Annotated in this window: 24 protein-coding genes and 2 pseudogenes; 8 read left to right on the forward strand and 18 right to left on the reverse strand. The window is 68.2% G+C overall.

The genetic code is table 11. The features are described 5' to 3' along the window. Positions 1-36: 36 nt before the first annotated feature. Both MKK51_RS04050 and MKK51_RS04055 read left to right on the forward strand, forming a co-directional pair. The gene (locus MKK51_RS04050; protein WP_243975127.1) at positions 37-273 is read left to right on the forward strand and encodes a type II toxin-antitoxin system VapB family antitoxin; all 237 of its coding nucleotides are present in this window, start codon (positions 37-39) and stop codon (positions 271-273) included. Further along, the gene (locus MKK51_RS04055; RefSeq protein ID WP_243975128.1) at positions 270-674 is read left to right on the forward strand and encodes a type II toxin-antitoxin system VapC family toxin; all 405 of its coding nucleotides are present in this window, start codon (positions 270-272) and stop codon (positions 672-674) included. The genes MKK51_RS04050 and MKK51_RS04055 overlap by 4 nt, the downstream gene beginning before the upstream one ends. A 357-nt stretch (positions 675-1031) precedes the next feature. Here MKK51_RS04055 and MKK51_RS04060 read toward each other — a convergent pair. Beyond that, positions 1032-1859 (reverse strand): annotated as a pseudogene (locus MKK51_RS04060) (phage portal protein); the annotation flags it as partial. Between the two features lie 615 nt (positions 1860-2474). Between MKK51_RS04060 and MKK51_RS04065 the strand changes: the two are divergent. Continuing rightward, positions 2475-2744 carry a hypothetical protein gene (locus MKK51_RS04065; protein ID WP_243975129.1) on the forward strand — a complete coding sequence of 90 codons (270 nt, stop codon included), beginning with the start codon at positions 2475-2477 and terminating at the stop codon, positions 2742-2744. A 37-nt stretch (positions 2745-2781) separates the two neighbouring features. Here MKK51_RS04065 and MKK51_RS04070 read toward each other — a convergent pair whose 3' ends face one another. From MKK51_RS04070 to MKK51_RS04085, 4 genes are all read right to left on the reverse strand, one after another. Next, entirely contained in the window at positions 2782-3060 is a 279-nt protein-coding gene (locus MKK51_RS04070; protein WP_243975130.1) for a DUF6894 family protein, read from the reverse strand. A 307-nt stretch (positions 3061-3367) separates the two neighbouring features. Next, on the reverse strand, positions 3368-3571 hold the full coding sequence (locus tag MKK51_RS04075; RefSeq protein ID WP_243975131.1) for a hypothetical protein: 204 nt from the start codon (positions 3569-3571) through the stop codon (positions 3368-3370). Positions 3572-3898: 327 nt separating this feature from the next. Continuing rightward, positions 3899-4333, reverse strand: coding sequence for a hypothetical protein (locus MKK51_RS04080; RefSeq protein ID WP_243975132.1), 435 nt, complete (start codon positions 4331-4333; stop codon positions 3899-3901). Further along, a complete protein-coding gene (locus MKK51_RS04085) occupies positions 4333-5310 on the reverse strand; it encodes an IS1595 family transposase (protein ID WP_243975133.1) in 978 nt (325 codons plus the stop codon). Before MKK51_RS04085 ends, MKK51_RS04080 begins: the two co-directional genes overlap by 1 nt. A gap of 74 nt (positions 5311-5384) precedes the next feature. On the opposite strand from MKK51_RS04085, the gene MKK51_RS04090 reads away from it, so the two are divergent. Both MKK51_RS04090 and MKK51_RS04095 read left to right on the forward strand, forming a co-directional pair. Next, a complete protein-coding gene (locus MKK51_RS04090) occupies positions 5385-5648 on the forward strand; it encodes a DUF6471 domain-containing protein (protein WP_243975134.1) in 264 nt (87 codons plus the stop codon). A 92-nt stretch (positions 5649-5740) separates the two neighbouring features. Continuing rightward, complete coding sequence (locus MKK51_RS04095; RefSeq protein ID WP_243975135.1) at positions 5741-6550, forward strand: hypothetical protein; 810 nt, start codon at positions 5741-5743, stop codon at positions 6548-6550. Positions 6551-6599: 49 nt separating this feature from the next. Here the strand turns inward: MKK51_RS04095 and MKK51_RS04100 are convergent. The 5 genes and pseudogenes from MKK51_RS04100 to MKK51_RS04120 form a co-directional block, all read right to left on the reverse strand. After that, positions 6600-6947: pseudogene (locus tag MKK51_RS04100) on the reverse strand (phage portal protein); the annotation flags it as partial. A 176-nt stretch (positions 6948-7123) separates the two neighbouring features. Beyond that, entirely contained in the window at positions 7124-8401 is a 1278-nt protein-coding gene (locus MKK51_RS04105; protein ID WP_243975136.1) for a DNA-packaging protein, read from the reverse strand. Beyond that, entirely contained in the window at positions 8334-9059 is a 726-nt protein-coding gene (locus MKK51_RS04110) for a hypothetical protein (protein ID WP_243975137.1), read from the reverse strand. The genes MKK51_RS04105 and MKK51_RS04110 overlap by 68 nt, the downstream gene beginning before the upstream one ends. Positions 9060-9396: 337 nt before the next feature. Further along, positions 9397-9813 carry an ester cyclase gene (locus MKK51_RS04115; protein ID WP_243975139.1) on the reverse strand — a complete coding sequence of 139 codons (417 nt, stop codon included), beginning with the start codon at positions 9811-9813 and terminating at the stop codon, positions 9397-9399. A 261-nt stretch (positions 9814-10074) separates the two neighbouring features. Then, positions 10075-12237 carry a molybdopterin-dependent oxidoreductase gene (locus MKK51_RS04120; protein WP_243975141.1) on the reverse strand — a complete coding sequence of 721 codons (2163 nt, stop codon included), beginning with the start codon at positions 12235-12237 and terminating at the stop codon, positions 10075-10077. A 206-nt stretch (positions 12238-12443) separates the two neighbouring features. On the opposite strand from MKK51_RS04120, the gene MKK51_RS04125 reads away from it, so the two are divergent. Next, positions 12444-13910: a PLP-dependent aminotransferase family protein gene (locus MKK51_RS04125; protein ID WP_243975143.1), complete on the forward strand. Its 1467-nt coding sequence runs from the start codon at positions 12444-12446 to the stop codon at positions 13908-13910. Between the two features lie 371 nt (positions 13911-14281). On the opposite strand, the gene MKK51_RS04130 is transcribed toward MKK51_RS04125, so the two are convergent. The 8 genes from MKK51_RS04130 to MKK51_RS04165 all read right to left on the reverse strand — a co-directional run bounded on the left by MKK51_RS04130 (position 14282) and on the right by MKK51_RS04165 (position 20333). Continuing rightward, the gene (locus tag MKK51_RS04130; protein ID WP_243975144.1) at positions 14282-14782 is read right to left on the reverse strand and encodes a hypothetical protein; all 501 of its coding nucleotides are present in this window, start codon (positions 14780-14782) and stop codon (positions 14282-14284) included. Between the two features lie 100 nt (positions 14783-14882). After that, positions 14883-15365 carry an Hsp20 family protein gene (locus MKK51_RS04135; protein ID WP_243975146.1) on the reverse strand — a complete coding sequence of 161 codons (483 nt, stop codon included), beginning with the start codon at positions 15363-15365 and terminating at the stop codon, positions 14883-14885. Positions 15366-15706: 341 nt separating this feature from the next. Continuing rightward, positions 15707-16168 (reverse strand): hypothetical protein, encoded by a 462-nt coding sequence (locus MKK51_RS04140; protein ID WP_243975148.1) that lies wholly within the window; start codon positions 16166-16168, stop codon positions 15707-15709. A 110-nt stretch (positions 16169-16278) separates the two neighbouring features. Next, complete coding sequence (locus MKK51_RS04145; protein ID WP_243975149.1) at positions 16279-17475, reverse strand: MFS transporter; 1197 nt, start codon at positions 17473-17475, stop codon at positions 16279-16281. Positions 17476-17591: 116 nt separating this feature from the next. Further along, complete coding sequence (locus MKK51_RS04150) at positions 17592-17792, reverse strand: DUF3606 domain-containing protein (RefSeq protein ID WP_409565611.1); 201 nt, start codon at positions 17790-17792, stop codon at positions 17592-17594. Beyond that, positions 17789-18001, reverse strand: coding sequence for a hypothetical protein (locus MKK51_RS04155; RefSeq protein WP_243975151.1), 213 nt, complete (start codon positions 17999-18001; stop codon positions 17789-17791). Before MKK51_RS04155 ends, MKK51_RS04150 begins: the two co-directional genes overlap by 4 nt. A gap of 59 nt (positions 18002-18060) precedes the next feature. Beyond that, positions 18061-18885: an ATP-binding cassette domain-containing protein gene (locus MKK51_RS04160; protein ID WP_243975152.1), complete on the reverse strand. Its 825-nt coding sequence runs from the start codon at positions 18883-18885 to the stop codon at positions 18061-18063. 65 nt (positions 18886-18950) lie between these two features. After that, complete coding sequence (locus tag MKK51_RS04165; RefSeq protein ID WP_243975154.1) at positions 18951-20333, reverse strand: lysine N(6)-hydroxylase/L-ornithine N(5)-oxygenase family protein; 1383 nt, start codon at positions 20331-20333, stop codon at positions 18951-18953. Between the two features lie 194 nt (positions 20334-20527). Here MKK51_RS04165 and MKK51_RS04170 point away from each other — a divergent pair, with 194 nt between their 5' ends. Further along, positions 20528-20743 (forward strand): MbtH family protein, encoded by a 216-nt coding sequence (locus MKK51_RS04170; RefSeq protein WP_243975156.1) that lies wholly within the window; start codon positions 20528-20530, stop codon positions 20741-20743. A 39-nt stretch (positions 20744-20782) separates the two neighbouring features. Beyond that, positions 20783-26833: a non-ribosomal peptide synthetase gene (locus tag MKK51_RS04175; protein ID WP_243975158.1), complete on the forward strand. Its 6051-nt coding sequence runs from the start codon at positions 20783-20785 to the stop codon at positions 26831-26833. Positions 26834-26887 lie beyond the last annotated feature (54 nt).

Raw genomic sequence — 26887 nt, forward strand, 5'->3', positions numbered from 1 at the left:
TATCTTCCTCATGCCGAGGATATCCCGGAGGTGCGGATGCCGCTCTACATCAAGGACGACGAGACGGCGGGTCTGGTGGCGAAGCTCGCGAAGGCGTCCGGCGTCACCAAGTCCGAGGCCGTGCGTCGGGCCGTCACGGCCGAACTGAACCGCCTGACCCCATCGGTGCCGCTGCGCGAACGCCTCGCCGCCCTACGGGCACGTCATCCGTTGCCGGAGCCCACGGGGCGGGCCGCCGACAAGGCGTTCTTCGACGACCTGAGCGGAGAATGACGCTCTTCGTCGATGCCTCCGCCCTGATCGCGATCATCACCGGCGAGGCGGAGGCCGACGCGCTCGCGGATGTCCTGGAGTCCGATCCGGACAGATTGTGTTCGGCGCTCTCCCTCTGGGAAACTGTCGCCGGCCTCGTGCGCAGCTACGCCTTCAGCGTCGAGGCGGCCCGCGAACGGGTTCGCCTGACCTGCGAGGAGGCGGATATCCGCCTCGTTCCGATCGCCGGGCGTGAGTTCGAACTCGCCATCGACGCCTATGAGCGCTTCGGCAAGGGGCGGCATCCGGCTTCCCTCAACATGGGCGATTGCCACGCCTATGCCTGCGCGAAAGCCCATGATGCGGTCCTGCTGTTCAAGGGCGAGGATTTTATCCTGACGGACATCGTGCGGGCCGGATAGTCCCGCTGAAGCGCCGGCTCGATGGGTGCGACACCTGAACGGGCGCGCACCCGTCAAGACGAGCCGCCGGATTGGGAATAACCGTAGGACTACATTGAGGTTTCGCGTTCCTCACCGCGGGTCGATGACATCATTCGTCGTCGGTCTGCGATGAGGAAAGGGGGGGCATCATGAGTGTGAGCTTCAAGCGACACGGTGCATCCGTTCGGCTGTGCCGGCTCGGGCCGATCCCGGCATCGGCCGCGGATTCCGCCGCCGATGCCCAGGCGGCGGCCCGCTGGGACTAGACCTGCCATTCCGGTGGAATGGCCGTCCGTGGCGGGTTCCCGGAGGCAAGTCGGAGGGGAACCGAGCGCATCAGGGTGCCGCCCCGTAGCCCACCGCCTCGCGCTTCTCCGCTTGCGTGAGAAAGTCCGCCGCCTGGACCCGGCGCCAGAGGGATTCCCGCTCCGGCGCCAGGGCCTCGATGGCGTCGAGATCGGGTTCCAGGCGGGCAGGGCCGAAGGCGGGTTCCAGCCATTGGGCGAGGCTCTCGGCGGTGCGGCGCGCTAGGGGGATCACCGTCTGGCGGTAGAAGGCACGGTTGGCCTCGGCGTAGTTGGCGTGGGTGTTGTCGCCGGAGAGGCCCAGCAGCAGGGGCGGCACGCCGAAGGCCAGGGCGATCTCGCGGGCGGCGGCCGCCTTCGCCTCCACGAAATCCATGTCTTTCGGCGAGAGCGAGAGCGGCTTCCAGTCGAGGCCGCCCTCCAGCAGCAGGGGCCGGCCGGCATTGGCGGCCCCCTGGTAATTCGCCTCGAGCTCGCCCTTCAGGCGGGTGAACCGCGCCTCGCTCAAGGTGGCGCCGTTGGACGTGGCGTAGACCAGCGCCCCGGAAGGCCGCGCGGCATTGTCGAGGAGCGCTTTGTTCCAGGCTCCGGCGGCGTTGTGGATATCCAGCGCCACCGCCGCCGCCTCCATGGGCGAAAGGCCGTAATGGTCGTCGGCCGGGTGGAACAGGGTGAGGTGCAGGATCGGCGGCACGCCCTCGCGGGTCTGATCATAGCGCAGGGTCCGGCTGCCCACCGCGTACTCGTAGGCGATGGGCCAGCCGTCGGGGCCGGGCACCACCCGCATCCGGTCCGGGCGCAGGGCGTGGAGTTCGCGCGGCGTGCCGTCGAGGCTCACCGCTTCGAGATAGGCGTTCCCCCGGCCTTATGGAGCAAATGCACCAAAAAGCTTTGATGTGAGCGGGTTGAGTCTGGTCTGTCGCTTTATGTACCAACCTTGGCCATAGCGCCGATAATCCTGTCTCCTCCTGCTGTTGAGGACTACCCTCGGGCATCGTCAGCACCGAACCGGCGCGCTGACGGCTGAGAGTGTCGTGCGCTCCCGCCTCCAGCAGGAGAGAGATGCGATGTCCGACCCACCTCGATCCCGCATGGATTCCTTAAGCGAGCCACGACCGCCCGCTTATCGAGCCGTTCTACTTGCGAAGACCGGGGCTGTTATCGGAATGGTTCGCCTTTCAGTCCAAGACGACGATCGGGCGATAGAGCGCGCAAAGTCCATGGTCGACGGTCACGCTGTCGAGCTATGGGATGGCGTGCGGTTCATCGAGTTGTTCCCGCCCGTCGATTGAGACCCGAACAGAACACGAAGGTCGACGCACTTCACCGACCACCAGATGACCACCGATAGCGCCAAGGAGTACGTTTGCGGCATTGGAGGCGATACTCTGTTGCTGAACGGCTTGGCGAGCAAGCGCTTCTAAGACGAAGCCATTCAAGACACACAATCGCGAAGCGACGAGAGTCAGACGCAATGGCGATCGCGGATACACCTACCAAGCCCAAGCCGCCCTCCAAGCTCGGCGCCGAGAAGCTGACGTCGGACGTCGAGCGCGCACAGGCTGTCGTAGCTGACGCGCAGGCGGCAGTGGCATCGGCCAAGCTCGTCACACGCACGGCGCAGAACCGCGCCGACAAGGCAGCACAGGATGCGGTAGAGGCCCAAGCGAAGCTGGCTAAAGCGGTGAGCAAGGTCGGGGCAGAGCAGCTGACGCCGGAGGAGCAGAGGCGCCGCTTCGAGTGATCGCGAAGCAGAAGCCGAAAGCTGACGACGAGGCAGGCTAGTCGCTTAGTTCCTCAACCGGCGGGATATCTTCACCGAACCATATCCCAGCATAGGTCAGGGTCGCCGTGTAGACGGTGACGTTCATCTCGTTGCGAACGGATACCGTGAAGGCTTGGGTGTCTCCATCCTGTGGGACCTTGTCTTTGGCAAGCGCTGGCAGCGCGTGCATCGCCTCTTCCCGAACTTCGGCTCGGCCCGAGCATTCGCTACCGACCGAATCGCGCAATATCGATTCCTTGTCGGCTCCGTAGAAGTCAAAAAAGTAGCGGGGCACGGACACCTCACGGCTTGGCCTGTTTTGCCAATCCGTTGGGCGCATGGACGTTCCTGTCCGGTTTCACACGGAGCCGCCCCAAACAGAAAACGGCGGCATCTGAGATGCCGCCGCGTAGGAATCCGGTGGGCGACTGCCTACTTCGGTTTCTGACCCTTGGTCTGATCTTGAGACAGGGCGGTCGCCGCAAGCGATTTTACCTGCGCTTTAGTGGGCGTCACTCGTCCAGCTAAAACGTTTGCGGCAAGGGTCGAGACCTTTGAGGAAGTCTGGCGGGGCGGGGGTGATTTTGCCATTTTGCGCCCCCTTAGCCTTCGGAGCGGCGAACCGCTTCCGCATAGCTGCCGAGATGCAGGCGGCCGAACTTTACGTCGGCGATCCGCCCCTGATTGACGTCGTAGCTAGCCGCAATGCGGCTGTAGATCTCGCCATTCATGAGTCGGAGTTGGACCTGTACGGCCTCCTCAAACGTGAGGCGGTGACAGGGGACTTGATGTCGTGCCTTGGCCATGTGGCCTCCTGTGGGAGGCCCCGAAAAGCTTGACATGCCATCAGGCGCGCATAAAATGCACGTGTTACCAAACGACAGCCGCAAGCCTTTCGGAGCCTGTGCGGTTGAGACAAAAGCTGGGCTTGCACCCCCGGCTTTTGTCGTTTTTGGGCAGAGTTATCCCAACCCAAGCAACAGTGTCGCTTCTGATAGCTTCCGAGTCAACACTCGGTTGCTGGATAGCCTCGATTTTGCGCGACGTTGGCCGCTGACGGGCTTTAAGGGTGTTTAGGCCTCCAACCTACCGCTATAAATTTATAGCGCTCTAGGAAGCAGACAAAGGCCGAACTACGGCTCCAACAGCGCCCAAACCCGCACGCCCCGCTCATATCCCAGCGACTGGATGCGTCCTCGCTTGTGAGCCTTGCTCATCACGTAGACGAGCTTGTGGGTGACGCCCCGGCCCAGGATCGGGTCAATCGTATCCCAGCCCTTCGATTTGATGACGTAGGCCCCTAGCTCACGCGTCGTCATCGGCCCGCCCTTCTCCGTCAGCGCCTTGGTAGCGAGCGCGAACAGTTCGCCCGCGCTGAACATGCGCGAGAGGTTCACGTGGGCGGGGAACTGCTGAACCTCGCCGTTCGTCTCGAACAGCCGCAGGACCGCGCTCACGTGGAGGAGGTCGGCCCGCGCCTCCGTCAGCTTCCCTTCAAGGTACGCGATGGCGTCCTGCAACTCCTCCTGTTTGGCGCGGAGTTGGATAATGGTGACTGACTCTGCCATTAGGCTGCCTTCACGGTACGGCGGCGCTGCCAGTAGCCGCAGAAGGCCCAGGACTTCGGCGAGACGAGCGCGAGACGGATGGTGCGAGCGAAGGCGATGCCGTTCGGGTCGCGGCGGTGGTCTTCCTTCCAAGCAGCCTCGGCGGCGTACTGGTGAAGGTAGCGGGCGGTGACGAAGTGGTGCTGGCCCGACACCATGCGGCGCAGGCGGGCGAAGAAGCTCTCGGCTTGGTTCGTGTTGGCACCGTCAGCCGAGTAGGCCTCGGAGTGGTTGATGCGGCCCATGTCAGGGAAGGCGACGTTCAGGTCGTCCCAGTGACCGGCTTCGTCGGCGTAGACCTTGGAGCCCTTGGCGACGTGCTGCTGAGCCAGGGCCACGCCCTCGGCCTCGCGCTTGGCAACGAACGTCAGGGTGCGGCCCTTGCGCTGGCGCATGACGATGACGACCCGGCGCTCGCCGCTCTGGTTCTCTTTGAGGCGACGGTCCTTGCGATCCTCCTTGCGGTTCTCAGGACGAACCGAACCGCCGAAGTACGCGCCGTCGATCTCGACCTCACCGTCAAGGCCGAAGCCGCGCGTCTCAGCCGAAAGGGCCTCGCGCAGCTTGTGAGCAAGGACGAAGGCCGTCTTGTAGGACACCGACAGGTCACGACCGAGTTGCAGGGCCGAGAGGCCCTTCACCGCGTTCACGAAGATGGCAACGGCGGCGCACGGGTCCGTGAAGGCCAGCTTGCGCGAGGCGAAGATGGTCCCGCTGGTGACGCTGAACTGCTTGCCGCAGCCAGCGCACTTGAAGCGACGACGGGTCGAGATGTCGTAGTGATCGAGGCAACCGCAGCCAGGGCACACGGGCTCGCCATCCGTCTCAGGCCAGCGAAGGCGCTTGAAGGTCTGGTAGGCCTTGTCCTCGCCGCCCTTGTAGATCGCCTTGAGCGAGAGGGTGCGGGCGGCTGCCGAGAGGAGGAAGTGTTGGGTCACTGTCGTCATATCCGATGTTGATACATCGAATATGGTGATGTTTGGTCATCAGAACAAGAGGGTATATATCGGATATGGCGACATTCACCCCAGGAGCGATGATGACGAAGGCCAATGAGACCGAATGGCAGGCCCGCGCGAAGAACCTCCTCAAAGCCGAGTTGAAGCGAAGAGGCGTCAGCTACCGCGATTTGGTCGACAAGCTGGCGACGCTTGGCGTGGAGGAGACAGAGCGCAACATCGCCAATAAGATCAGCCGTGGCGGGTTCACGGCGGTGTTTTTATTGCAATGTTTAGAAGCGGTTGGCGCTACCTCTTTACGGCTGTCCTTGGACTGAGTTGCTTGGCCGCCTCACCACCACAGAGCGAGTGGGGACAGAAACAGGCCTATCCCTATCAAAGTCCCCGCAATGGGGAGGGCGTAGCGCCTTTGGCTGATAGCCCGCACAAGGCTGACGACGAAAAAGAGCCATGCGAGCCCGGTGAAGACAATCGAAAGTCCGATCTTTGCGCTCAGTGGAAGGCGGCAGATGCTGCGGCTGATTCCGCCCGTTGGACAAGACTGACCTTCGTAGCTTCCCTTTTTGGCCTCGGCATTGCGTTGCTGACTCTCGCCGCCGCCGCTGCCGCTGCGATCTATGCCCGATTTGCCGCTCTCCATTCCGACCGCAGCGCTACTGCGGCCATCGCCGCAAACTCTCTCGCTCAAGAAACATTTCTTGTTGAAAGGCGAGCCTATATTTTCGCTAGCGACTTCCACATTGAGCAAGCCCCTGGACCAAAAGAACAAAGAATTAGAGATTATATAGTCACATTCAAATGGAATAATAGTGGTCAAACTTGGCCTAAGCGATTGTACACTTATGCCAGCGTTGCGGTTATGGAAGGTGAACTGTCTGAAGAGTTCTCCTATCCAGACATTGAGGGATGGGGTATGAGGCAAGTCGTATTCATTCCCTCCGGAACTCAATTCGAATCCACCCCAGTATTTGCTTCTCATGCCGACATGACGCGTGTCGCAGAAGGAAGAGCATTTCTCTATGTGTGGGGATGGTGCGAATACAACGACGTTATGCCGGGTACGCCTAGAAGGCGCACTGAATTCTGTATGCGATCCCTCTCTATGGGGATCGTTATCCCAGTGACTGAAGAGGCTCCTGGCGAAGCTGCTATGCGTTGGCAGGTTTACGGCCCCCACAACGCAGCAGATGAGGACTGCGTAAAAGCCCCTCAGACGTGAAGCAGCTCGGCTCATCGTAGAAGCCTTGCAGCTTGGTGCATTTGCTCCATAAGGCCGCGTTCCCCGAGACCATGAGGTGGCCGTAGAGCGTCTCCAGCAGGCGCGCCCCGCCCTCGCGGGCATTCGGCCGGGCCAGCAGCGCGAGGAGCGGATGCGGCCCCGCCCGGTCCGTCAGGACCAGGGGCAGGGAGGCGGCGGCCTCCGCCACCAGCCGCACCGCCCGGTGGACGATGGCGTTGCGCTGGAACCCTTCCCGCGCCAGGGCGCCGTAATCCCGCGCGGTCCAGACCGCCCGGCCCTCGCCGTAGAAGGCGAGGCCGATGCCGGCGACCGGAGCGGCCTTGGTCTCGGCCACGGGGAAGGCGGCCCGCGCGAGGCGGGTGAGGAGGTTCGGCATGTGAGATCCTCGGCGGGGAAACACCCCTCCCCCCTCTGCGGGGGAGGGTGGTCGCGGAGCGACCGGGTGAGGGGGGGCGCGGGTCTATCCCGAGGAGGCGGCGCTCCCCTCTCCCGACCCGCCTTCGCGGGCCACCCTCCCCCGCAAAGGGGGGAGGGACGCGCGGCGTACGCCGCTCACATCCGCCGGATCCGCGGCTCCGCCCTCTGGCCCAGCATCAGGTGGGTGAGGGCCCAGACGAGGGCGTCGAGGCGGTCGGGGGAGGCGCCGCTGGAGAGGCCGTCCGGGCCGAAATCGCAGAGCTCGTCCTCGAGCGCCGGCAGGCTGCCCACGTGATGGACGCGGCCCTGAGCGTAGAGCACCGAGACCGGCTCGGCCCGCAGATACTTGCCCCGCGTCGCCCGCACCGGGATCACCGGCACGGCGGCATCCACCTCGGCGATGACGGCGATGGCCATCTCGCCGCCCTGGTTGATCTCGACCACGAGGCTGTCCGCCTCCAGGCGATGGTAGAGGGCCAGGGCCGCGCCGGCCCAGGCCTGCGGGCTCGCCCGGCTCAAGGTGGCGTCGGCGACGACGTAGGCGTGCCCGTTGGCTCCCAGCCCCGCCGCGACGATCCCGCAGGCATCCGCCCCCGCCTTCGAGGAGGCGGGCGGGTCCACCGCCACCACGATCCGCCCGAGCTCCGGCATCCGGTCGATGCGCGCGGCCTCGATCCCCTCCCGCGTCCACAGGGCGTCGGGCCGGTCCTCGATCAACTCGCCGTCGAGCTCCTGGCGCCCGAGCCGCGTGCCGGCGTAGCGCCCGACCACGGCGTCGAGGAAGGAGGGCGCGAGGTTGGCCGCGTTGTCGGCGGTGCGCGAGCGGCTCACCACCGTGAGGGGGTCGGCGAGGATGCGGCGGATCAGCGGGATCGGCCGGGGCGTCGTGGTGACGAGGTTGCGGGGCCGGTCGCCGAGACGCAGGCCGAACTGGATCATGTCGTAGGCGGCGTCCGGCCGGCGCCATTTGGCGATCTCGTCGGACCAGGCGGCGCCGAATTGCGGCCCGCGCAGGGAGTCGGGCTCCTCGGCCGAGAAGGCCAGGGCCACGGCGCCGTTGGCCCATTCGAGCCGCCGCCGGGAGGGCGACCAGAGCGGCCGCGACCCGGAGAGGGAGAGCAGGCCGGACGGCCCCTCGATCATCACGTCGCGCACGTCGGCATAGGTCTCGCCGATGAGGGCGATGCGGCCCACCGCCGCCGCGCAGAAGGCGGGGTCGCCGCCGGCCAGCGCCCGCACCCATTCGGCCCCCGTGCGGGTCTTGCCCGAGCCGCGCCCGCCGATCACCACCCAGGTGGTCCAGTCGTCCCGCGACGGGCAGGGCGGCAGCTGGTCGCTCCGGGCGTTATGGAGCCAGTCCGAGGCCAGGGCCCGGATCAGCTCCGGCGGCAGGCTCGCCAGAAAACCCGGCATCCGGCCGCTCGCCGAGGCATGCCGCATAGCGCGCCGCGATTGCCGCGCGCAGGGCCGGCAGATCGTCCTCGCCGGTGTCGCCTCTGTCGCCGGCCGGGGAGCGGGACGTCGCATGGTTCCGCTCCCGGTCGTCGCGTGAGAGGTCGTCGAGCAGGCGTTTCAGGCCGCCGAGGTCGCGCAGCACCTTCGCCGAATCGAGGCCCGGCGGCGTCTCGGCGGTGAGCGCCGCGTGGAACCGCGCGATCTGGCGGCCGATATGGTCGCGCAGGGCCGCGCCCAGGTTCTCCGTGGCGCGCGCCTCCGAAGGGGGCGCCCCGACCTTCGGCGGACGCGGCGCCGGGCGGGCGGGCGGCCTGCGCGCGAAGCCGCAGGCGCGGAACAGGGCCGGCGCGCCGACGACGGTGCCGCCGAGCGCCACCGCCAGGGTCGCGGCCTCGACCTCCGGCATCCCGTAGAGCGTCGCCACGGCGCGCCGTCGCGCGGGTGCCCAGGCTCCGGGGTCGAGGCGACGCGCTGCGTCTCTCACCCCCTCGCGCCAGCCATGCTGGCGGTTCCACGTGCTGATCGTCTGGGGGCGGACCCCCGTCCGCTCCGCGATCTCGCGGCCGGTCATGCCCGTCGTCCGCATCAACCGCTCGGCGAGTTGTCGTGTTTCCAAGGGAAGCTCCATCCCGCTGCCCCTCTCGTCACACTTCTTGAGCGTTCCTCATTGATACCGGAGGAGCGTCACGCTGTCAAGCATAAATTCCTAGTTTTGGAATTTTAAGCAAGCGCCCGGCGGGAAGGCAGGCCGGTGGCGGGAAGCCTCACGCTTGATCGCCTCCGCTTCTGGACCTCGGGCAGGCCCCTGGAAGGTCCACTCCCAGGCTGGTGAGACAGAGGCCAACGTCCGGGTTGGAACGAGGAAAGCTGCCGCTCGCCGACGCGGTTTGAGCGCCGACGGATGGCAGCCTCGTCACATTACCGGGTGGACGATAGGGGTATCTATCAGGAAACTAAGCCCAGCCAAGCTCCCTCACGGCCCGGGCGTCGTTCCAGATCTTCGTCATCCCGACGATCCTGTCGCCCTCGAACTGCATGACGTAGACGTAGTCGGTCGACGTGCTCTTGCCGGTCGGCGGGCACGGACCGCCTTCGCCGGTATGGGTGCCGTGGAAGACACCGTAGGCCGCCACGTTCCGGCGTTCCTCGTCGGTGGCGAAGGATTTCACCTCGTATCGACCGTCGGGAATGAAGGTCAGAAGCCCCTTCATCCACTCCGTGTAGTCCCGTATCGAGGTGACGCCGGCCAGGGCGTCGGCCTGAGCCGAGAAGGTCGCATCGGGGGTGCAATAGCGCTCGCAGGCCTCCCAGCCCCCACCCGTCTCACAGGCGTCGAAGAAGGCCTTCGCCACCGTCGCGATGTCGCTCATGTCAAGGTCACTCCTCTGCTATCGTTGCGGACATCGCCTGTCGCGGATGCCCGCCGAGAGCATGCCCCATGACGAGTTGCCTCGTAAATCCTCGGCTGATGGACGGACGCCGTAGAGGCAGGCACCCCCGGAGGGATGCCTGCGAGGAGCCGGGTTCGGCGAGAGCGCTCTCCGCCGAAGTGGATGCCGGTTCGGCGAAAGAGAGTGCGACACAACAAAGATCGAGAGCTGTGCCCCGACCCAACGTGGTCGGGCGCAGCTCTAGTTCGCCCGCGCAACCTCGACGAGGTTGTCGGAGAAGGACGGGGCGTGGCCCATGTCGGTGAAGGCGTGCGACGAGATGCTGTTGACCGTGCCCTCGTTGAGCTGGCGCCAGTAGCCGAGCGTCGCCACCACGATGCCGGCTTTCACGTCGTCGGTGATGCGGGCCACGCCCTTGAAGGCGCCGCGGTCATTGGCGACCTGCACCTTGTCACCGTCCCGGATGCCGCGGGCATCGGCGTCGTGCTGATTGATCATCACGAACTGCTCGCCCTGGCCCTTCTGCTTGTCCTCCATGTTCGCGTAGCAGGAGTTCAGGAAGTAGTGGCTCTTGGGCGAGACGATGTTGAGCGGGAAGCGCTTGGCGAGTTCCGGATCGTTGGTGTGGGATTCCCGCGGGCCGAGGTAGTCGGGCAGGGGATCGAGCGCCTCGCCGGGCTGGAAGCCCTCGTACATCTGCCGGAACGGCGGCGCGACGAAGTTCGTGGCGCCCTCGACCATGAACATGCACTTGCCGGTCGGCGTCGGGAAGTTGCCTTGCCTATGGGGAGCCCGGTCGTCCGGCGTGCCGACCTTGAGGCGGGCGAAGCCGTGCTCGCGCATGTAGGCGAGGTCGATGCCCTCGCAGGCCGGCGCGTTCCAGTCGACATAGTGCTCCAGGCACTCCGTGTCGGTCCACTTGAAGTTCTCTTCCTCGAAGCCGAGCCGGGCGGCGAGCTGGCGGAAAATCTCGTTGTTCGGGATCGCCTCGCCCGGCGCGTCCGCGCACTTGGTGTTGTAGGTCAGGTAGAGGTGGCCCCAGGACAGGATCATGTCCTCCATCTCCGCGCCCATCGTCGCCGGAAGCACGATGTCGGCGTAGGAGGCGGTGTCGGAGAGGAAGTGCTCGGCGGAGACCATGAACAGGTCCTCGCGCATCAGGCCCTCGACGATCTTGTCGGTCTCGGGGGCCTGCGTGACGGGGTTCGAGTTCCAGCACATCAGCGATAGGATCGGCGGGTCGAGCTTCAGCTCGCCGGTGAGGGCGCGTCCGATCTGCAGGTTGGAGACGACGCGGGTCCCCTCCGGGATCAGGTCGGGCCGGCACATCACGTCGAACTTGTAGGGGTGCTCCCACACGCCGAACTGGGTGACGCCGCCGCCGACATGGCGCCAGGCGCCGGTGAGCGCCGGAATGGACGAGACCGCCCGGATGGTCTGGCCGCCGCCGTAGTGCCGCTCCAGGGCGACGCCCATGCGGATGCCCACCGGCTGCTCGGTCGCCATCTCGCGGGCGAGCTTGCGGATGTCTTGCGCCGGGACGCCGGTGATCTCGGCGGCCCATTCCGGCGTGCGGGTGCTCGCCCGCTCCTTCAGCTCTTCGAAGCCGACCGTGTAATTGTCGACGTAATCCTGGTCGACGAGGCCCTGTTCGATGATCGAATTGATCAGCGCCATGGCGAGCGCGCCGTCGGTGCCGGGCTTCGGGGCGATGTGCCAGTCGGCGGCCTTCGCCGTGCGCGACGCGTAGGTGTCGATGACGACGACCTTGGCGCCCTTCTTCTGGGCGTCCTTGACGATGGCCCAGTGGTGCAGGTTCGTCGAGACCGAGTTGCAGGCCCAGATGACGATGTACTTGGAGTGGATGTAGCTGTCCGGGTCGAGGCCGGCGGTCGGCCCGACGGTGAGGAGCCAGGCCGTGCACGAGCCCTCGCCGCAGAAGGTCCGCTCGGTGACGGTGGCGCCCATCCGGTTGAAGAACGCGTCGCCGCCGTTCAGCCCGTGCACGAGGCCCTGGTTGCCGAGATAGCTGTAGGGCGCGATGGCTTGCGGACCGTGCTCGTCGATGATCGCCTTCCAGCGCGTGACGATCGTGTCCAGCGCCTCGTCCCAGGTGATGCGCTCGAACTGCTTGGAGCCCTTCGGCCCGACCCGCTTCATGGGATAGAGCAGCCGGTCCGGGTGATAGTGGCGCTTCTCGTAGTCCTTCAGCTTCACGCAGAGACCACCGCGGGTCATCGGGTGGTCCGGGTTTCCGCGGACGCCGAGCAGCTCACCATCCTTGACCTCGAACAGCATCGAGCAGGTATCGGGGCAGTCGTGCGGGCAACCGCCGAAGAAGGTCTCGGTCAGGCTCTCGGCCTCGGCGACCAGCAGGGAGTCGGGCTTGACGATTTCGTTCATGTTTCCTCCGCGGTCGAGCGTCCGGCCTTCTTGGTGTTCCGGATGGCGTGCCTGACCGATTATCAAGGTGCACTAAGTTGCAAATAATTCCAAATTTTGGTCCGGTGGAAGGACCAAATCCGGCATGCTCCATGGTACCAACCGTTTTGTCGCAGCTGTGGGAGCCGATGGTGGCCGGACGGCGACGGCACCGGTGGAGGTGACGATTGGAACTGACGCTCACGCTCGACGCGACCTCCGCCAAGCCGCTGCAGGCCCAGGTGTTCGATCAGGTCCGGGCGATCATCCTCGAGGGAAAGCTCAAGGCCGGGATGGGGTTGCCGCCGAGCCGCCTGCTGGCGGAGCGCCTCGGGATCTCTCGCAACACCGTGAATGCCGCGTACGAGCGGCTCGCCGCCGAAGGGTACGTGAAAGCGCGCGGTACGGCGGGTCTCTTCGTGGAGCCCATCCCGCCGGACAGCCTCCTGCTGATCCAGCGTAGCGACCGGACCCCGACCAACGGGCCGGTCCCGGACGTGGCCGGCGACCCCCTGCTCTGCTTTGCCGGCTCGCCGGGCGGCGGCGGCGACCGACCGGAGCTCGATTTCTGGGTTGGACGCTCGGACCCCGCCGGGTTCCCCCTTCGGATCTGGCGGCGGATCGTGAACCGACTCCTGTCACGGGAGACTGCCTACCTCACCGACTACTGCGACCCGGCCGGCCTCCCGGAGCTCCGCGCGGCCATCAGCACTCATCTCAGACGTGCCCGCGCCGTCGCGGTGACGGAGGACCAGGTCGTCGTGACGACGGGCGGGCAGGATGCCCTCAACCTCGTCTTCAATCTGCTACGGTCCCACACTCGGCAGCTCTGCATCGAGAACCCCTGCTACCTCGGGGCCTCTCTGATCTTCAGGAGCGCCGGCATGACCATCCATCCGGTCCCGGTCGACGGCGACGGCCTGCGGACGGACCTGCTGCCCAAGGACCGGGCCAGCCTGCTCTACGTCACGCCCTCGCACCAGTTCCCGACAGGCGCGATCATGCCGCTGACCCGGCGGCTGGACCTCCTGCGGTGGGCCGAGGAGACCGACAGCTACATCGTCGAGGACGATTACGACAGCGACTTCCGGTACGACGGGCCGCCGCTGACCGCCCTGGCCGGCCTCGATGGGGGACGACGCGTCTTCTACGTCGGGACCTTCTCGAAATCCGTCGGCGCCGGCCTGCGCATCGGCTTTGCTACGGTCCCGCGCATGTTCTGGGACGAAGCGCGAATGCTGAAGGCGCGGATGAGCAACGGCCAGGCGTGGCTGGAACAGGCCGCGCTCGCCACCTTCATCGACGAGGGGCATTTCGACCGGCACCTGCGCCGGCTGAGGCAGGTCTACAAGGCACGCCGGGACTGCCTCGTCGCAGCGTTGCGGAGCACGTTCGACAAGGCCGTCATTCTCGGCGGCGAGAGTGGTCTTCACCTCGTCTGGCGGCTGCCGGATGGCTTCCCTCCGGCCAGGACAATCCAAATCGAGGCGCGCGAGCGGGGGATCGGCGTCTATGCCTTGTCCAGCGGCGCCGCTTATGACTTCGACCCTGGGGCGGGGGACGACATGCTCGTGTTTGGGTACTCGTCGCTGGCCGAGGTAGAGATCGAACGCGCCGTGCGGGAGCTAAAGTTCATATTGGACGATGCACGCTAGAGCATTGTCCGTCATCTCTGGATCACGGACAATATTCTCACCTGCTGTGTGGTCGCATTGTCTTCACGCGAGCCGGCATCCACCTCGCTTGAAAATGCTCTAGGGACAAGGCTTCGCGTATCCCATGTCCGCTCTCGCGGGCCGGCGCCAATGCACCGAGCGACTGACTTGGGTCGCGACCCGTTCCTCCGCGTCCGGGGGGAGGGCGAAAGCCTGCTCCTCTCCCTGAGCCAAGCTTCCACGCCAGCGCCCAACCTCGAAGAACACTCGCAATGGCCGGCGGTGGAATGGCGAGGGTCTTCACAAGCGCGGGCCAAGCCGCCTCGCGCGACCGCCGCCCCACGGCGGCGGCGCGCGCCAGGCGCCCCCGCTCAGGCCGGGATCGCGTCCGCGCTGGGCGGTGTCCGGGGGCGGGGCATGATCGTCGCCGGGCAGGGCGGCGGCTCGTCGTCGTCGTTGCGGCGGCGCGGGCGGAGGTAGCGGTGCAGGTTCGCCAGGCGCGGCCGGCGGCGCGGCGCGGCCCGAGGGGGGCCGGAGGTGGCCCTCTCCGGGGCGGCGCCGCCGTCGAGTTCGGCGAGGGCCGCGAGCAGGGCCTCGACGGTGACCGGCTCGGCCCTGGCCCCGGTGAGGCAGCGCAGGCCCGGTGCGTTCTCGAGGGCGCAGGCGTCCGAGACCCAGGAGGCCAGGATCGTCCGCTTCTCCTCGCGGGACAGGAGCGGGTGCGCCAGCACCTCGCGCGGATGCCGGAACACGTCCCCGGGGGCCACCACGGCCTGCCACGCCTCGAACGAGGCGGGCTGGGTGGCGGCGGGGTTCATGGGGCCGGAAGGCCCGGCGCCGGAACGGAAGAAATGCGGTTCCCTCAACGACATGATCGATCCTCCCTATGGCTGTGAGGCCGGACTGAAACAGGAATGCGGCCCTCGGGGGCCCGTGAGCCCCCGAGGGTGTCTCTCATGGCTGCGTCGACGATCAGGCGGCCTCGGCGCGGTCCTCGATCCGGGCGGGCGCGTTGTCCTGGCCGGCGGGGCTCGTCGCGCCGGCGATGGCGATGCGGCGGGGCTTGAAGGCCTCCGGCACCTCGCGCACGAGGTCCACGGTCAGGAGCCCGTTGTCGAAGCGGGCGCCGGTGACCTTCACGTGGTCGGCCAGGTTGAAGGTCTGCCGGAACGGCCGCGTCGCGATCCCGCGATGGAGATAGGCGCGCTCCCCGTCCTGGCCCGCCTTCTGGCCCGTCACCTGAAGCACGGTGTCGTGCTGCGTCAGGTCGATCTCATCCGGCGTGAAGCCCGCCACCGCCATGGTGATGCGATAGGAATCGTCGGCCACCTTCTCGATGTTGTAGGGCGGCCAAGTGGTCGACGGCTCGATCCGGGTCGCCTGGTCGAGCAGTGAGATCATGCGGTCGAAACCGACCGTCGAGCGGTAGAGCGGTGCGAAATCCAAGGTCCTCATGACCACATCCTCCTGAAGAGCAACGTGATGACAAAGGGCGCCGGACACCGTGCCCGGCGCCAGAATGCGAGCCGATCACGGCCTCGCACGCGTGAAACGCGGAAGGTCGGGCGCGGTTCCGGGCCGATGTGGATTTTTTTCGAGTTGTGAGGGGCGGGCTTCGGACCCGCCTCTCCCCGCATGCGGAGCTACCGGAGTCGCACCTCCGCTCGACGGTCGTTCCCTCTATCCGAAAGGGTGCAACATGAGGCGCGCCGTGCTCCCTCTCCTTACAGGAGAGGGGACCCGAGGTGCCCGCGAGATGAGGGAACAGCCTAGCCGCAAGGAATGGGGTCGCCCGATCAGCGCGGGTCGGCGTAGTGCTTGATCACCGCGACCGGGGCGGCAGGGGCCGGCCACAGGACGAGGCGGTAATGGTCCTCGCCGTCGAGCCCATCGTCGGTGAGGGTGCCGAGGCCGCCGAAATAGGCGCGGACCCGGTAGGGGCCGGGGGCGACGGTGAGGACGTCGATCGATCCGCCGGTGCATTCGTGGATCTCGAGGCGGCCCGAGGGCAGGTCGAGGCTCGCTTCCGCCACATGGTCCCACCGGTCGAGGGCGTCGTCCGGCGCCCGGTCGACGATGGCGAGCTCCACCGGCACGGACATGTTGCGCTCGGGCTGGATCACCACGAGGAACGGCGCCGTCTTGACCCTCCGGTGGAGATCCTCGTCGGTGTAATCCAGCGCCGTGTCGGGGCTCTCGGCCTGATCCCAGAGATAGAACTGGTGGTAGTCGGCGAAAATCTCGTACCGCCTCTGCATGGCGTCGCTCTCCCTGGCCGACCGGGACCGACATAGGACGTTCGCCCCGATTTCGCGACGGCCCCGTCCGATGGCGGTGCGAAGGCCGGTCGCGTGGCGGTCCTCGTCCGTCATTCCGCCGGGGCGAGGGGCCGGGATCGCTCCCGTCGCGTGAGGCCGAAGAAGCCGACCGCCGAGGCGACGATGACGGCGCCGAACGCCGCCGCGATCCCGAGCACGAGGCCGAACCCGCCCCTCTCATGCAGGAGCGCGATCATCGGCACCACGAACCCGCTCACCGTAAAGCCGAGGAAATAGCGCACGCTGTAGGCCCTCGCGCGGTAGAGGGGCGGCACGTAGCGGGCCACCATCGCGTCGTTGATCACCACCTGTCCGTAGAGCGCCGCCATGGCCAGGACGAGACCGGCGAGGAGCGGAACGCCCGTGCTCAGGGCCGCGATGCCGAGGCCGAGCGGCTGCAGCACGGACAGGCCGAGGAACAGCGCCGGCAGGCTGTAGCGGTCGATCAGGCGTCCCATGGCGAGCTGGGTCAGGGCTCCGAACACGAAGACGAGGGTGGCCACGGAGCCGATCAGCGCCAGGGGCAAACCGTCGCCGACGCGCTCGTCCACCACCTTCGGCAGGGCGATGGTGGTGATGTTGAAGGTCATCCCGCCGGCCACGATGGCGCAGGCGAAGACCACCAGGAGGGGGATCGGCCGGGATACCGCGAGGACCGCCTTGCCCCCGGCCCTGCCCTGCGCGCCCTCGCCGTCGCCGGGGACCATCGCCAGGAAGGCCGTCCCGCAGGCGAGGCAGACGAGGCCCGGCACGAGGAAGGCTGCCTGCCAGCCGAACCCCGTCGCCAGCAGCGCCGTGACCCCCGAGGCCGTCGCGGCGCCGACATTGCCCCAGACGCCGTTCACGCCGAGATCGCGCCCGAGGCGGCGCGAATGGGAGACCAGCATGGTCGAGCCGACCGGGTGGTAGATCGCCGAAGCCAGCCCGAGCACGCAGAGCCACAGGGCGAAGGCCGTCGGGCTCGCGGCGCTCGCGACCCCGAGGCACGACAGGCCGTAGCCGAAGAAGAACACCGCCATGAGATTTCGCCGTCCGAACCGGTCGGCGAGCCAGCCCATCGGCAGCGCGCAGAGGCCGAAGGCCACGAAGGCCCCGGTGGCGAGCGCGATCAACTCCCCATAGGAGAGCCCGGTCTGCGCCGCGATGGCGATCACGGCGGTCGGGTAGATCAGCAGGACGAAGTGGTCGAGGGCATGCGCCACGTTGACGAAGCGCAGGGTGCGACGGGACAGGGTTTCGGCGTCCATCGACAAGGAATCTCCGCGGGCAGGCTCCCCTCTACCCGACCCGCTCTATGCCGTCCGGCCGAAAAGTGTACGCAATTCTGCTTCGGGTGACGGTGCGAGCCCCGGCTTTCGCGGCCTCAGACGATGCCGCTCTCCTCCACCGGCCACGGCTTGCCGAGCCGCTCGGCCACGGTTGCCGGATCGTGCCCGACCGCGGCGACGGCTGCCTCGACATCTTCGATGGGGGTCTGGAAATAGCGGGCCCAATAGGCCTTGTCGCGGGGCTCCGTCAGCGTGATCGTGCCCGGCATTTCGGGCGTTGATGGGGTCGCACTCATCGGGCGTTCTCCTCGGCTTCGGTGCCGGGGCGGTCGCTCGGCTCGTCCGGCGTTTCCTGGACGGTCCCGGTGACGGTATCCTTCGGGCCGGTCGCGGCGCCGTTCTCCTCGGGCTTGGTGGAACCGCCGCCGCGCGATCGGTCGTAGGTGGATGCGGCCAGATCCTCGTTCACCCTGGCCGGCTCGGGCGGTGTCGTCGTCTCGGACATGCGTCGCTCCCTGATCTGGCGGGGCAACGCATGAAGCGCGACGTGGGTTCGGGCGGGCCTCAGTCGAGGTAGCTCAGGGCCATGCCCGTCCGGGGATGGGGGAAGACCCCCATGCGCACCCCGTAGATCGCCTCCAGCCCCTCCGGCGTCACGATCTCGGCGGGCGTTCCCCGTGCGATGAGGCGTCCGCCATGGAGCGCGATGAGGTCGTCGCAGGTGCGGGCCGCCATGTTCACGTCGTGCAGGACGACGACGACGGTCAGGCCGCGCTCCCGCGACAACTGGCGCACGAGGGAGAGCACCTCGATCTGGTGGGCGATGTCGAGGGCGGCGATGGGCTCGTCGAGGAGGAGGCAGCCGGCATTCTGGGCGACCAGCATGGCGAGCCAGACGCGCTGGCGCTCGCCGCCGGAGAGACTGTCCACCATGCGCTCGGCGAACGGAGTCACGGTGGTGAGCCGCATCGCCTCGGCGACGGCGTCGCGGTCCGCCGCGCCCATCCGGCCCAGCGCCCCGTGCCAGGGATAGCGGCCCATGGCGACGAGTTCCCTGACCAGCATGCCCGGTGCCTGCGGCGTCGTCTGCGGCAGGTAGGCGACCTCGCGGGCGAAGGCGCGGTCCCCCAGATGCTCGATCTGGTCGCCCTTGAACAGGAGGCGGCCGGCGCTCGGGGCCTGCTGGCGGCCGAGCAGCTTGATCAGGGTCGATTTGCCCGAGCCGTTATGACCGATGAGGCCGATGACCCGGCCGGCGGGGATGGTCAGGCTCAGGGGCTGCAGCAGCACGCGCCCGGGAACCGAGAACGTGACCCGGTCGAGGCTGTAGACCGCCTCGTCCGGACCTGACTCCCAACGAGGTTCCGCATCGGCTCGGCTCAAGGACATCGTTCGCCCGTTCGACGCTGCAACGCACGCCATGCCGGTGCCATGCCGGTGGATCGAGGGCCGCGTCAGGCCCGCGCGCCGGCCCTCTGCCGGTCGGCGAGGAGCGATTGGGCGATCTCATGCCCCCGCATGACCAGGATGGACAAGAGGGTATCGCTCAGGCCGTGAGTGGGTTCGCTGAACCCCTGGAGGTAGATGCCGGGCTCGAAACCGGGGCGGGTGGCGAGACGGTAGTCGCGCCCGATGGTGCCGTCGGTGAGATGCGGGGCGAGGGACGGCATGATGGTCTCCAGGCGGTCGCGGCGATAGCCCGTGGCCATGATCACGGCGTCGTAGGGTTCCCGCGCGGTGAGGCCGGTGGCGGCGTCCAGGGTTTCTAGGACGATCTCACCGGCCTGCTCAATGGCTCCGACCACGGTGGTCCTCGGCCTCAGGGCGTGCCGATGCTCCCCGCTGACCTTCTGCTGGTAGAGGATGTCGAAGATCCGAGTCAGGAGGTCGGTGTCGATCACCGAGTAGTTGGTGCCGCGGAACTCGTCGATGATGGCCCGGCGTTGGGTTTCGGGCTGGCCGTAGACGAAATCGGTGAAGTCCGGGTTGAAGATCTCGTTGACGAAGGGGCTGTCGTCGGCGGGCTTCAGCGCCTGCCCGCGGAAGATCATGGTGATATCGGCGGTGGGGATGCGGCTCTGCAGGTCGAGGAACAGCTCCGCCGCCGTCTGGCCCGCGCCGATGACGGCGATGCGCGGACGGCGCGCGGAGCCGTCCGGCAGGGGAACGCCCTCGATCCGCGACAGGTAGAGCGAGGAGTGGAACACCTGGGCGCTGCCCTGCACTTCCTCGAAGACCGGCAGGATGCGCGGCTCGCCGCCCGTGGCCAGGATGACGGCGCGGGTCCGCCGCCTCTGCTCGCGGCCATCGGCCTTGCGCGAATGGACGAGGAGGTGGCGGATCGCGTCACCGCGCCCTTCCGGCTCGACGGCCAGAACCGTATCGCCATAGTCGCAGCGATCGGCGAAATGCCCGGCGACCCAGCGCAGATAGGCGTTGAACTCGATCCGGCTCGGAAAGAATGACTTGCGGTTGATGTAGTCGATCAGCCGGCCATGGACGTGGAGGTAGTTGATGAAGGTGTAGGGGCTCGTCGGATCGCGCAGGGTGACGAGATCCTTCAGGAAGGAGATCTGCATCCCGCTGTCGGGCAGCAGCATCCCCCCATGCCAGACGAACTGGTCCTGGCGCTCGAGGAAGCGCACGCGCGGCTGGCGGCCCCGCTGCCGTCCCGCCTCGTCGAGGGCGATGGCCAGCGACAGGTTCGACGGGCCGAAGCCGATGCCCAGCGCATCGTAGACCGGCGCGTCGTCTTCGTCCCCGCGCCTCACGCCCTCGTCCCGGAAGACCCCGCGCAGGGGGAAGGACGTATCCGGGTGGTCGTAGGATTCCGTCATCACCGAACCTCCATTCCTGCGCCGAGCGACACGGATCACCGCGGCGATCCGCCGGCAGTCGTCAGGCAAAGGGACGTTCGGGCAGGGAAGGGATTTAGGAGCCGACGGGAAAAATTGTGCGCCGCGGCTTAAATTTCGGCGATCCGCCACCGTCTCTGGCAGCGTGACCGACTTCTTTCGCGGAGCGCGACGCCATGGCCATCGACGACAGCGAAGCGACGTTCCTCGTCGTGATCAACGGTGAAGAGCAGTACTCCGTCTGGCCCGCCCATCGTCCGGTGCCGGCCGGATGGAGCGCGACCGGCTTCTCCGGGCCCCGCGCCGCGTGCCTGGAGCATATCGATACGGTCTGGACCGACATGCGGCCCCTGAGCCTGCGCCACGCCCTTGCCGGCGACGCCCGCGCCTGAACTCCGGCGCCCCGCTTCGATGACATCTTAGGACATATGATGACCGACGGTTCTCCGCGCGCGTCGCTGGCGGTCCCGCCCGCCACGGACTTCGTCGGTCACCTGCGCTGGCTGGCCGAGACCCATGGGGAGGTCCCCGCCCTTCATTTCCTTGACGACCCGCAGCGGGGCGAGGTCACCGTCACCTACGCGGACCTCCACCGTCGGGCGGGGATCATCGCCGCGCGGCTTCGGCAATCGGCGCAGCCCGGCGACCGGGTCTGCCTCCTGCTCGATACCGGGCTCGACTACGTCGCGGGCTTCTTCGGCTGCCTCCGGGCCGGCCTCATCGCCGTCCCGGTCTTTCCGCCCGAGCCGCGTCGGGCGCAGCATCAGGCGCGCATCGCCGCCATCATCGGCGATGCCGAGCCGGCGCTGATCCTCATCCATCGCGACGACGCGGAGTCCGTTCACGCCATGCTCGCCATGGCAGGGCAAAGCAGCGCGGTGGTTCCGGTGGAGGACATCGCTTCGGACGATCCCGGCGCCGCGAGACACGCCGCCCCGCCCGAGGCGGCGCCGTCGCCGGACGACGTCGCTTTCCTGCAATACACGTCGGGCTCCACGGCCCTGCCGAAGGGCGTGATCGTCAGCCACGCCAACCTCGTCGCCAACGAGCGGCTGATCCGGCACGGCTTCGATTTCCGCCCGGACGACGTCATGGTCAGCTGGCTTCCGCTCTATCACGACATGGGCCTGATCGGCGGCATGCTGCAGCCGATCTATGCGGGCATCCTGGGCGTCCTGATGTCGCCCAAGCACTTCCTCGGCCGCCCGGCGCGCTGGCTGGAAGCCATCCACCGTCATCGCGGCACGGTAAGCGGCGGTCCCGATTTCGCGTTCCGCCTGTGCCAGGACAGGGTCGACGAAGAGACCGTCGCGCGGCTCGATCTGTCCAGCTGGCAGATCGCCTTCTCGGGCTCGGAGATGGTCCGGGCCACGACCATGGCCGATTTCGCCGAACGCTTCGCTCCCGCCGGTTTCGACGCCCGCGCGCTGAGGCCGTCCTACGGGCTGGCGGAGGCGACGCTCTTCCTTTCGGCCGGCACACGCGGCGAGGGCATGCGGTTCCTCGATCTCGATCCCGCAAGCCTCGCGGAAGGCCGCGCCGTCGCGGCGGCGGACGGCACCCGGCTGGTGGATTGCGGCTTCGAGCAGCCCGGGCATCCGATCCAAATCGCCGGTTCGGATGGGGAATCCCTGCCGGACGGGACCATCGGCGAGGTCATCGTCTCCGGTCCGAGCCTCGCCCAGGGCTATTGGCGCAAACCGGACGCGACGGCGGCCGCCTTCGTCGAACGGCACGGCGTCCGCTGCCTGAGGACGGGTGATCTCGGCTTCCTGCATCGGGGGCGGCTCTTCCTCGTCGGGCGCGAGAAGGATCTCATCATCCTGCGTGGCCAGAACATCTATCCGCAGGACGTGGAGCGGGTGGTGGAGCAGGAGGTCGACATCCTGCGCCGGGGCCGCATCGCCGCCTTCTCCGTGGAACGCGACGGGCGCGAGGGCATCGGCGTGGCGGTGGAGGTGTCGCGCACCGCCCAGAAGCTTGCCGCGCCCGAGGCGATCGCCTCACTGGTCTCGGAGGCCGTCGCCGACGCCTTCCTTGAGACCGCGCGCGTCGTGGTCCTGCTCAATCCCGGCGGCCTGCCGCGCACATCCAGCGGGAAGATCCAGCGCGGCGCTACGCGGCGCGGATGGGAGACCGGCTCCCTCGACGCCTACGCGGTGATGGAGGACGGTCGGCGGATCGATGCGGAAGGCGCGCCGAAATCCGGTGAGGTCATGGCGCTGACCGGGCTGGACGCGCGCCTCGCCGCGATCTGGTCCGTCATCCTCGACCGACGCGGCCTGACCCGCGACAGCCATTTCTTTGCCCTAGGCGGCAATTCCATCGCGGCCATCGGGATGCTCACCGAACTCCGTACGGCCATCGGTGTCGCGATCCCGCCGCAGACCCTGTTCGCGCATCCCCGGCTCGGGGCTTTTGCCGATGCGGTCGGGGCGGAGATCGCGGCCGGTACGACGGCGCTCGTAATCGCTCCGGCCTCCCGTGACGGAGCGCTTCCCCTGTCGCTGGCGCAGGAGCGGCTCTGGTTCGAGGCCGAATTCGGCGATGACGAGCGCCACCATATCGCAGGTGGAATTCACCTCCACGGCGTCCTCGACCGGAGCGCCCTGGATCGCAGCCTCGCTGCCCTCGTCGCACGGCACGAAGCCTTCCGCACCCGTCTGCGCCGCAGGCCCGACGGTCGAGCCGAGCAGGTGATCGTGGCCGGCTGCGACGTCGGGTTGCCCGAGACCGATCTGACCGGGTTCGCCGCGCACGAACGCGAGGAGCGGTTCGCCATTCTCTGCCGCGAGACGGCGGAGCGCCCCTTCACCCTCGCCGGTGGCCCCCTCGCGCGCTTTGCCCTCGTCCGCCTCGGCGGCACTCATCACGTCCTCCTGGTGACCCTGCATCACATCGTGTCCGATGGCTGGTCCATGGGTGTGATCCTGCGGGAATGGCCGGCGCTCTACCGGGCGGAGGCGGAGGGCCTGCCCACCGATCTGCCCCCCCTCGCGATCCAGCCGGCCGATATCGCCGCCTGGCAGGCGAGCGAACCCCGTGTCGATGCCATGGAGGCCGACCTCGCCTGGTGGCGCGAACGCCTCCGCGGTCCCGAGCCCGATCTGTCCCTCACCGATCGCCAGAGACGGGTCGGAGGCCCCGACCGCGTCCTCCGGCACGGTTTCGCGGTCGACGAGGGGGTGAGCCGTCGGATCGCGGCCCTGGCGGGGGAGACGGGCACGTCGCCCTTCACAATCCTGCTCGGCGCCTTCGCCCTCTTCCTGCATCGCTTTGGCGACACCCGGAGCCTGCGCATCGCCATGCCCGTGGCAGGCCGCCACCTGCCGGGCGTCGAACACCTCGTCGGCGTGTTCGTGAACACGCTGGTGCTGCCGGTGTCGATCGACCCGGCATTGCCGGGACGCGACGTGCTTAGCCAGCTATGGACGTCGCTGACCGACGCCCTTGCCCATCAGGATCTGCCCTTCGAGCGACTGGTGGAGGCGCTGCAGCCGGAACGCGTTCCCGGCCGGGCGCCCCTCGCCCGCGTGATGATCAGCCAGCAGCCCGCGGCCCTGGGCGATCTTGGCACCGTCGCCGGCCTGACGCTCGAGGCATTCGGGCAGGATACCGGCACTCCCGCCTACGACCTCGTCCTGGAAGTGACGGAGAAGGACGGCGGCCTCTCGGCGACCTTCGCTTATTCCGAAGCCGTCTTCGATCCCACCACCATCGCCCGGTTCGAGCAGGGCTACCTCGCCCTGCTCGACGGCCTGACCGGCACCCCGGCCCATCGCATCGACGCGCTCGAACTCGTCTCGGCCTCGTCCCTGGCGGATCTGTCCTCGCCCTACGTGGATGGGATGCCGCTGTCGGAGGGGCTGGTGCCAGAGCTGATCGGCGCGGCGGCCTTGGCCGATCCCGAGGCACCGGCGGTGATCTGCGGTGCGCGCACCACCACGTTCGGCGAGCTCGACCGGGCCGCCAACCGCCTCGCCCACCGGCTGATCCGGGAGGGCGTCGGCCCCGAGGCCGTGGTCGGCGTGGCCCTGCCGCGCGGGCCGGACCAGATCGCCGCCTTCCTCGCCATCCTGAGGGCCGGGGGCGCGTTCCTGCCCCTCGACCCGGCGCAGCCACGGGCGCGTCTCGCCGCCCTCCTGCGCGATGCCGGCGCCCGCCTGCTCATGGTGCAGGGCAGCGCCCTCGACGGGCTGGCGCAAGAGGCCGGGATGCAAGAGTCCGGAATGGGAGAGGCCGGGATGGGGGAGGGGGCGACCCTGGACCCCTCCGCCCTCGACCTCTCGTCGGAGCCGGACACTGCCCCGTCCCGCACGGCGCATCCGGAGCAGCTCGCCTATGTGATCTACACCTCCGGCTCCACCGGGACCCCCAAGGGCGTCGCCGTGGCGCATGGGCCGCTGGCCCGGCATGTCCGCGCCACGGGGGCCGTCTACGGCACGAGCCGGGAGACCCGCGAACTCCACGTCCTGTCGATGAGCTTCGACGGGGCGCAGGAGCGCTGGATGGTGCCCCTGGCCTTCGGCGGCTGCGTCGTGCTCAAGCCGGACGGCCTGTGGACTCCGCGCGAGGCGCTCGACGCCATGGAGCGTCATCGCGTGACCCATGCGGGGTTCCCCACCGCCTACATGCACCAGCTGGCGCTGGAGGCCGCCAGCGGCCCGCGCCCGAGCCGGCGCTCCTACGCGTTCGGCGGCGAGGCCCTGTCGCGGGAGAGCTTCGCGCTGATCGGCCGGGCGCTCGATCCGACGCTGCTGATCAACGGCTATGGCCCCACCGAGACGGTGATCTCGCCCCTGGTGTGGCGAGCGCGGGCCGGGGATGCGGTGGAGGGGGCCTATGCGCCGATTGGCCGGGCGGTGGGGGACCGGCGGGCCTACATCCTCGACGCGGCATTGCAGCCGGTGCCGGTGGGGGTCACCGGGGAGCTGCATCTGGGGGGCGACGGTCTGGCGCGGGGCTATCTCGGCCGGGCCGGGCAGACGGCGGACCGGTTCATCCCCGACCCGTTCCCGGACCTGTCGGGTCGGGCCGGCGGCCGGCTCTACCGCACCGGTGACCTGGCGCGCTGGCGGGCGGACGGGACGGTGGAGTATCTCGGGCGGGCGGACGCGCAGGTGAAGCTGCGCGGGTTCCGGATCGAGCTCGGCGAGGTCGAGGCGGCGCTGCTGGCGCAGGAGACCGTGGCGGGAGCGGCGGCAGCTTTGCGGCAGGGTCCGGCGGGTCCGCAGCTGGTGGCCTATGCGGTGGCGGCGGCCGGGGCGGCCCTCGACGCGAGCGCGCTCCGGGCGGATCTGGCCCGGCGGTTGCCGGACTACATGGTGCCGAGCCGGATCGTGGCGCTGGATCGGTTGCCGCTGACGCCCAACGGCAAGCTCGACCGGGCGGCCCTGCCGGAGCCCGCGCCGCTGGCGGCGACGCCGAACGGCGCCTCGCGCCCGCTCACCCCCACCGAGACGGTGGTGGCCGACATCTGGGCCAAGGCGCTGGGCCTCCCCGCCATCCCACCGGACCTGAACTTCTTCGAGGCGGGGGCGAACTCGCTCACCGCCCTGCGCGTGCTTACCGCCCTCGGCGCGGCCTTCCCGGACCGCAGCCCGACCATCGCCGACATCTTCAACAACCAGAGCGTCGAGACCCTAGCCGCCGCGCTCACCGCCGACGCCGTAGGCACCGCGCAGGTGGTGCGCCTGCGGGCGACGGGCGACCGGCCCATGCTCTACTGCTTCCCCGGCCTGATGGTGAACACCCGCGAATACGCACCCCTGGTCCGCCGCCTCGGGCCGGACCAGCCGGTGACCGGCTTCGTCTGCTACTCGCTGACCGACGCCCGCAAGAGCGTGGTCTCGGTGGAGGACATCGCCGCGCGCTACGCGGAGATCATCGAGAGGGAGAGCGCCGGGCGCCCCTGCGCGATGCTCGGCTGGTCCTGGGGCGGCGTCCTCGCCTACGAGGCGGCGCGGATGCTGGGCTCGCGCATCGATCTCTCCTTCGTCGGCATGCTCGACGTCTGCGACATCGATGTGAGCTTCGCGGTCGGCGCCCTGCCGGTGCTGACGCCGGAGCATCGCCGCCGCCTTCAGGATGGCGTCGCGGTCTGGCTGGAGCGCTCGCCGATGCGGGCGGATTGGGAGGATCTGTTCCGGCGCATGGACCCGGAGCTCCACGAGCAGTTCCTCGCCTATGTGGCGGCCGCCTCCGACCCGCTGCCCCTCGACGGGCCCGGCGTCGGCAGCAAGGAATACGAACTCTGGACCTTCGTCGACAACACGCTGCTATACCGCCGCTACCGGGCGGAACGGTTCGATTGCCCGATCCGGGTCTGGCTCGCCGGCAAGTCGGTGGAGCGCGGCCTCAATCACGTGGATTGGGGCCGCTATTCGCGACGGGTGGAGCAGGTGACCGTGATCCCCGGCGTCACCCACCGCGAGATCGTGGATTCGGCGGCGTTCCACGACAGTTTCGCGGCCTCGCTGTGAGCGGACCGGGTTCCTCGGCCTGCACCCCCTCTCCGCGCGGGCGGGGAGAGGGGG

Origin of the sequence: Methylobacterium sp. E-045, from assembly GCF_022829685.1 — a bacterium.
Lineage (GTDB): Bacteria > Pseudomonadota > Alphaproteobacteria > Rhizobiales > Beijerinckiaceae > Methylobacterium.

Excerpts from the sequence above, each read along its gene's own strand:
- MKK51_RS04055 (WP_243975128.1), top strand. The coding sequence starts at position 270 with ATGACGCTCTTCGTCGATGCCTCCGCCCTGATCGCGATCATCACCGGC.
- MKK51_RS04170 (WP_243975156.1), top strand. The coding sequence starts at position 20,528 with ATGGCCATCGACGACAGCGAAGCGACGTTCCTCGTCGTGATCAACGGT.
- MKK51_RS04155 (WP_243975151.1), bottom strand. The coding sequence starts at position 18,001 with ATGTCCGAGACGACGACACCGCCCGAGCCGGCCAGGGTGAACGAGGAT.
- MKK51_RS04120 (WP_243975141.1), bottom strand. The coding sequence starts at position 12,237 with ATGAACGAAATCGTCAAGCCCGACTCCCTGCTGGTCGCCGAGGCCGAG.
- MKK51_RS04105 (WP_243975136.1), bottom strand. The coding sequence starts at position 8,401 with ATGCCGGGTTTTCTGGCGAGCCTGCCGCCGGAGCTGATCCGGGCCCTG.
- MKK51_RS04140 (WP_243975148.1), bottom strand. The coding sequence starts at position 16,168 with ATGCAGAGGCGGTACGAGATTTTCGCCGACTACCACCAGTTCTATCTC.
- MKK51_RS04175 (WP_243975158.1), top strand. The coding sequence starts at position 20,783 with ATGACCGACGGTTCTCCGCGCGCGTCGCTGGCGGTCCCGCCCGCCACG.
- MKK51_RS04150 (WP_409565611.1), bottom strand. The coding sequence starts at position 17,792 with ATGAGTGCGACCCCATCAACGCCCGAAATGCCGGGCACGATCACGCTG.
- MKK51_RS04135 (WP_243975146.1), bottom strand. The coding sequence starts at position 15,365 with ATGAGGACCTTGGATTTCGCACCGCTCTACCGCTCGACGGTCGGTTTC.
- MKK51_RS04075 (WP_243975131.1), bottom strand. The coding sequence starts at position 3,571 with ATGGCCAAGGCACGACATCAAGTCCCCTGTCACCGCCTCACGTTTGAG.
- MKK51_RS04090 (WP_243975134.1), top strand. The coding sequence starts at position 5,385 with ATGGCGACATTCACCCCAGGAGCGATGATGACGAAGGCCAATGAGACC.
- MKK51_RS04130 (WP_243975144.1), bottom strand. The coding sequence starts at position 14,782 with ATGTCGTTGAGGGAACCGCATTTCTTCCGTTCCGGCGCCGGGCCTTCC.
- MKK51_RS04050 (WP_243975127.1), top strand. The coding sequence starts at position 37 with ATGCCGCTCTACATCAAGGACGACGAGACGGCGGGTCTGGTGGCGAAG.
- MKK51_RS04065 (WP_243975129.1), top strand. The coding sequence starts at position 2,475 with ATGGCGATCGCGGATACACCTACCAAGCCCAAGCCGCCCTCCAAGCTC.
- MKK51_RS04160 (WP_243975152.1), bottom strand. The coding sequence starts at position 18,885 with ATGTCCTTGAGCCGAGCCGATGCGGAACCTCGTTGGGAGTCAGGTCCG.
- MKK51_RS04115 (WP_243975139.1), bottom strand. The coding sequence starts at position 9,813 with ATGAGCGACATCGCGACGGTGGCGAAGGCCTTCTTCGACGCCTGTGAG.
- MKK51_RS04145 (WP_243975149.1), bottom strand. The coding sequence starts at position 17,475 with ATGGACGCCGAAACCCTGTCCCGTCGCACCCTGCGCTTCGTCAACGTG.
- MKK51_RS04165 (WP_243975154.1), bottom strand. The coding sequence starts at position 20,333 with ATGACGGAATCCTACGACCACCCGGATACGTCCTTCCCCCTGCGCGGG.
- MKK51_RS04080 (WP_243975132.1), bottom strand. The coding sequence starts at position 4,333 with ATGGCAGAGTCAGTCACCATTATCCAACTCCGCGCCAAACAGGAGGAG.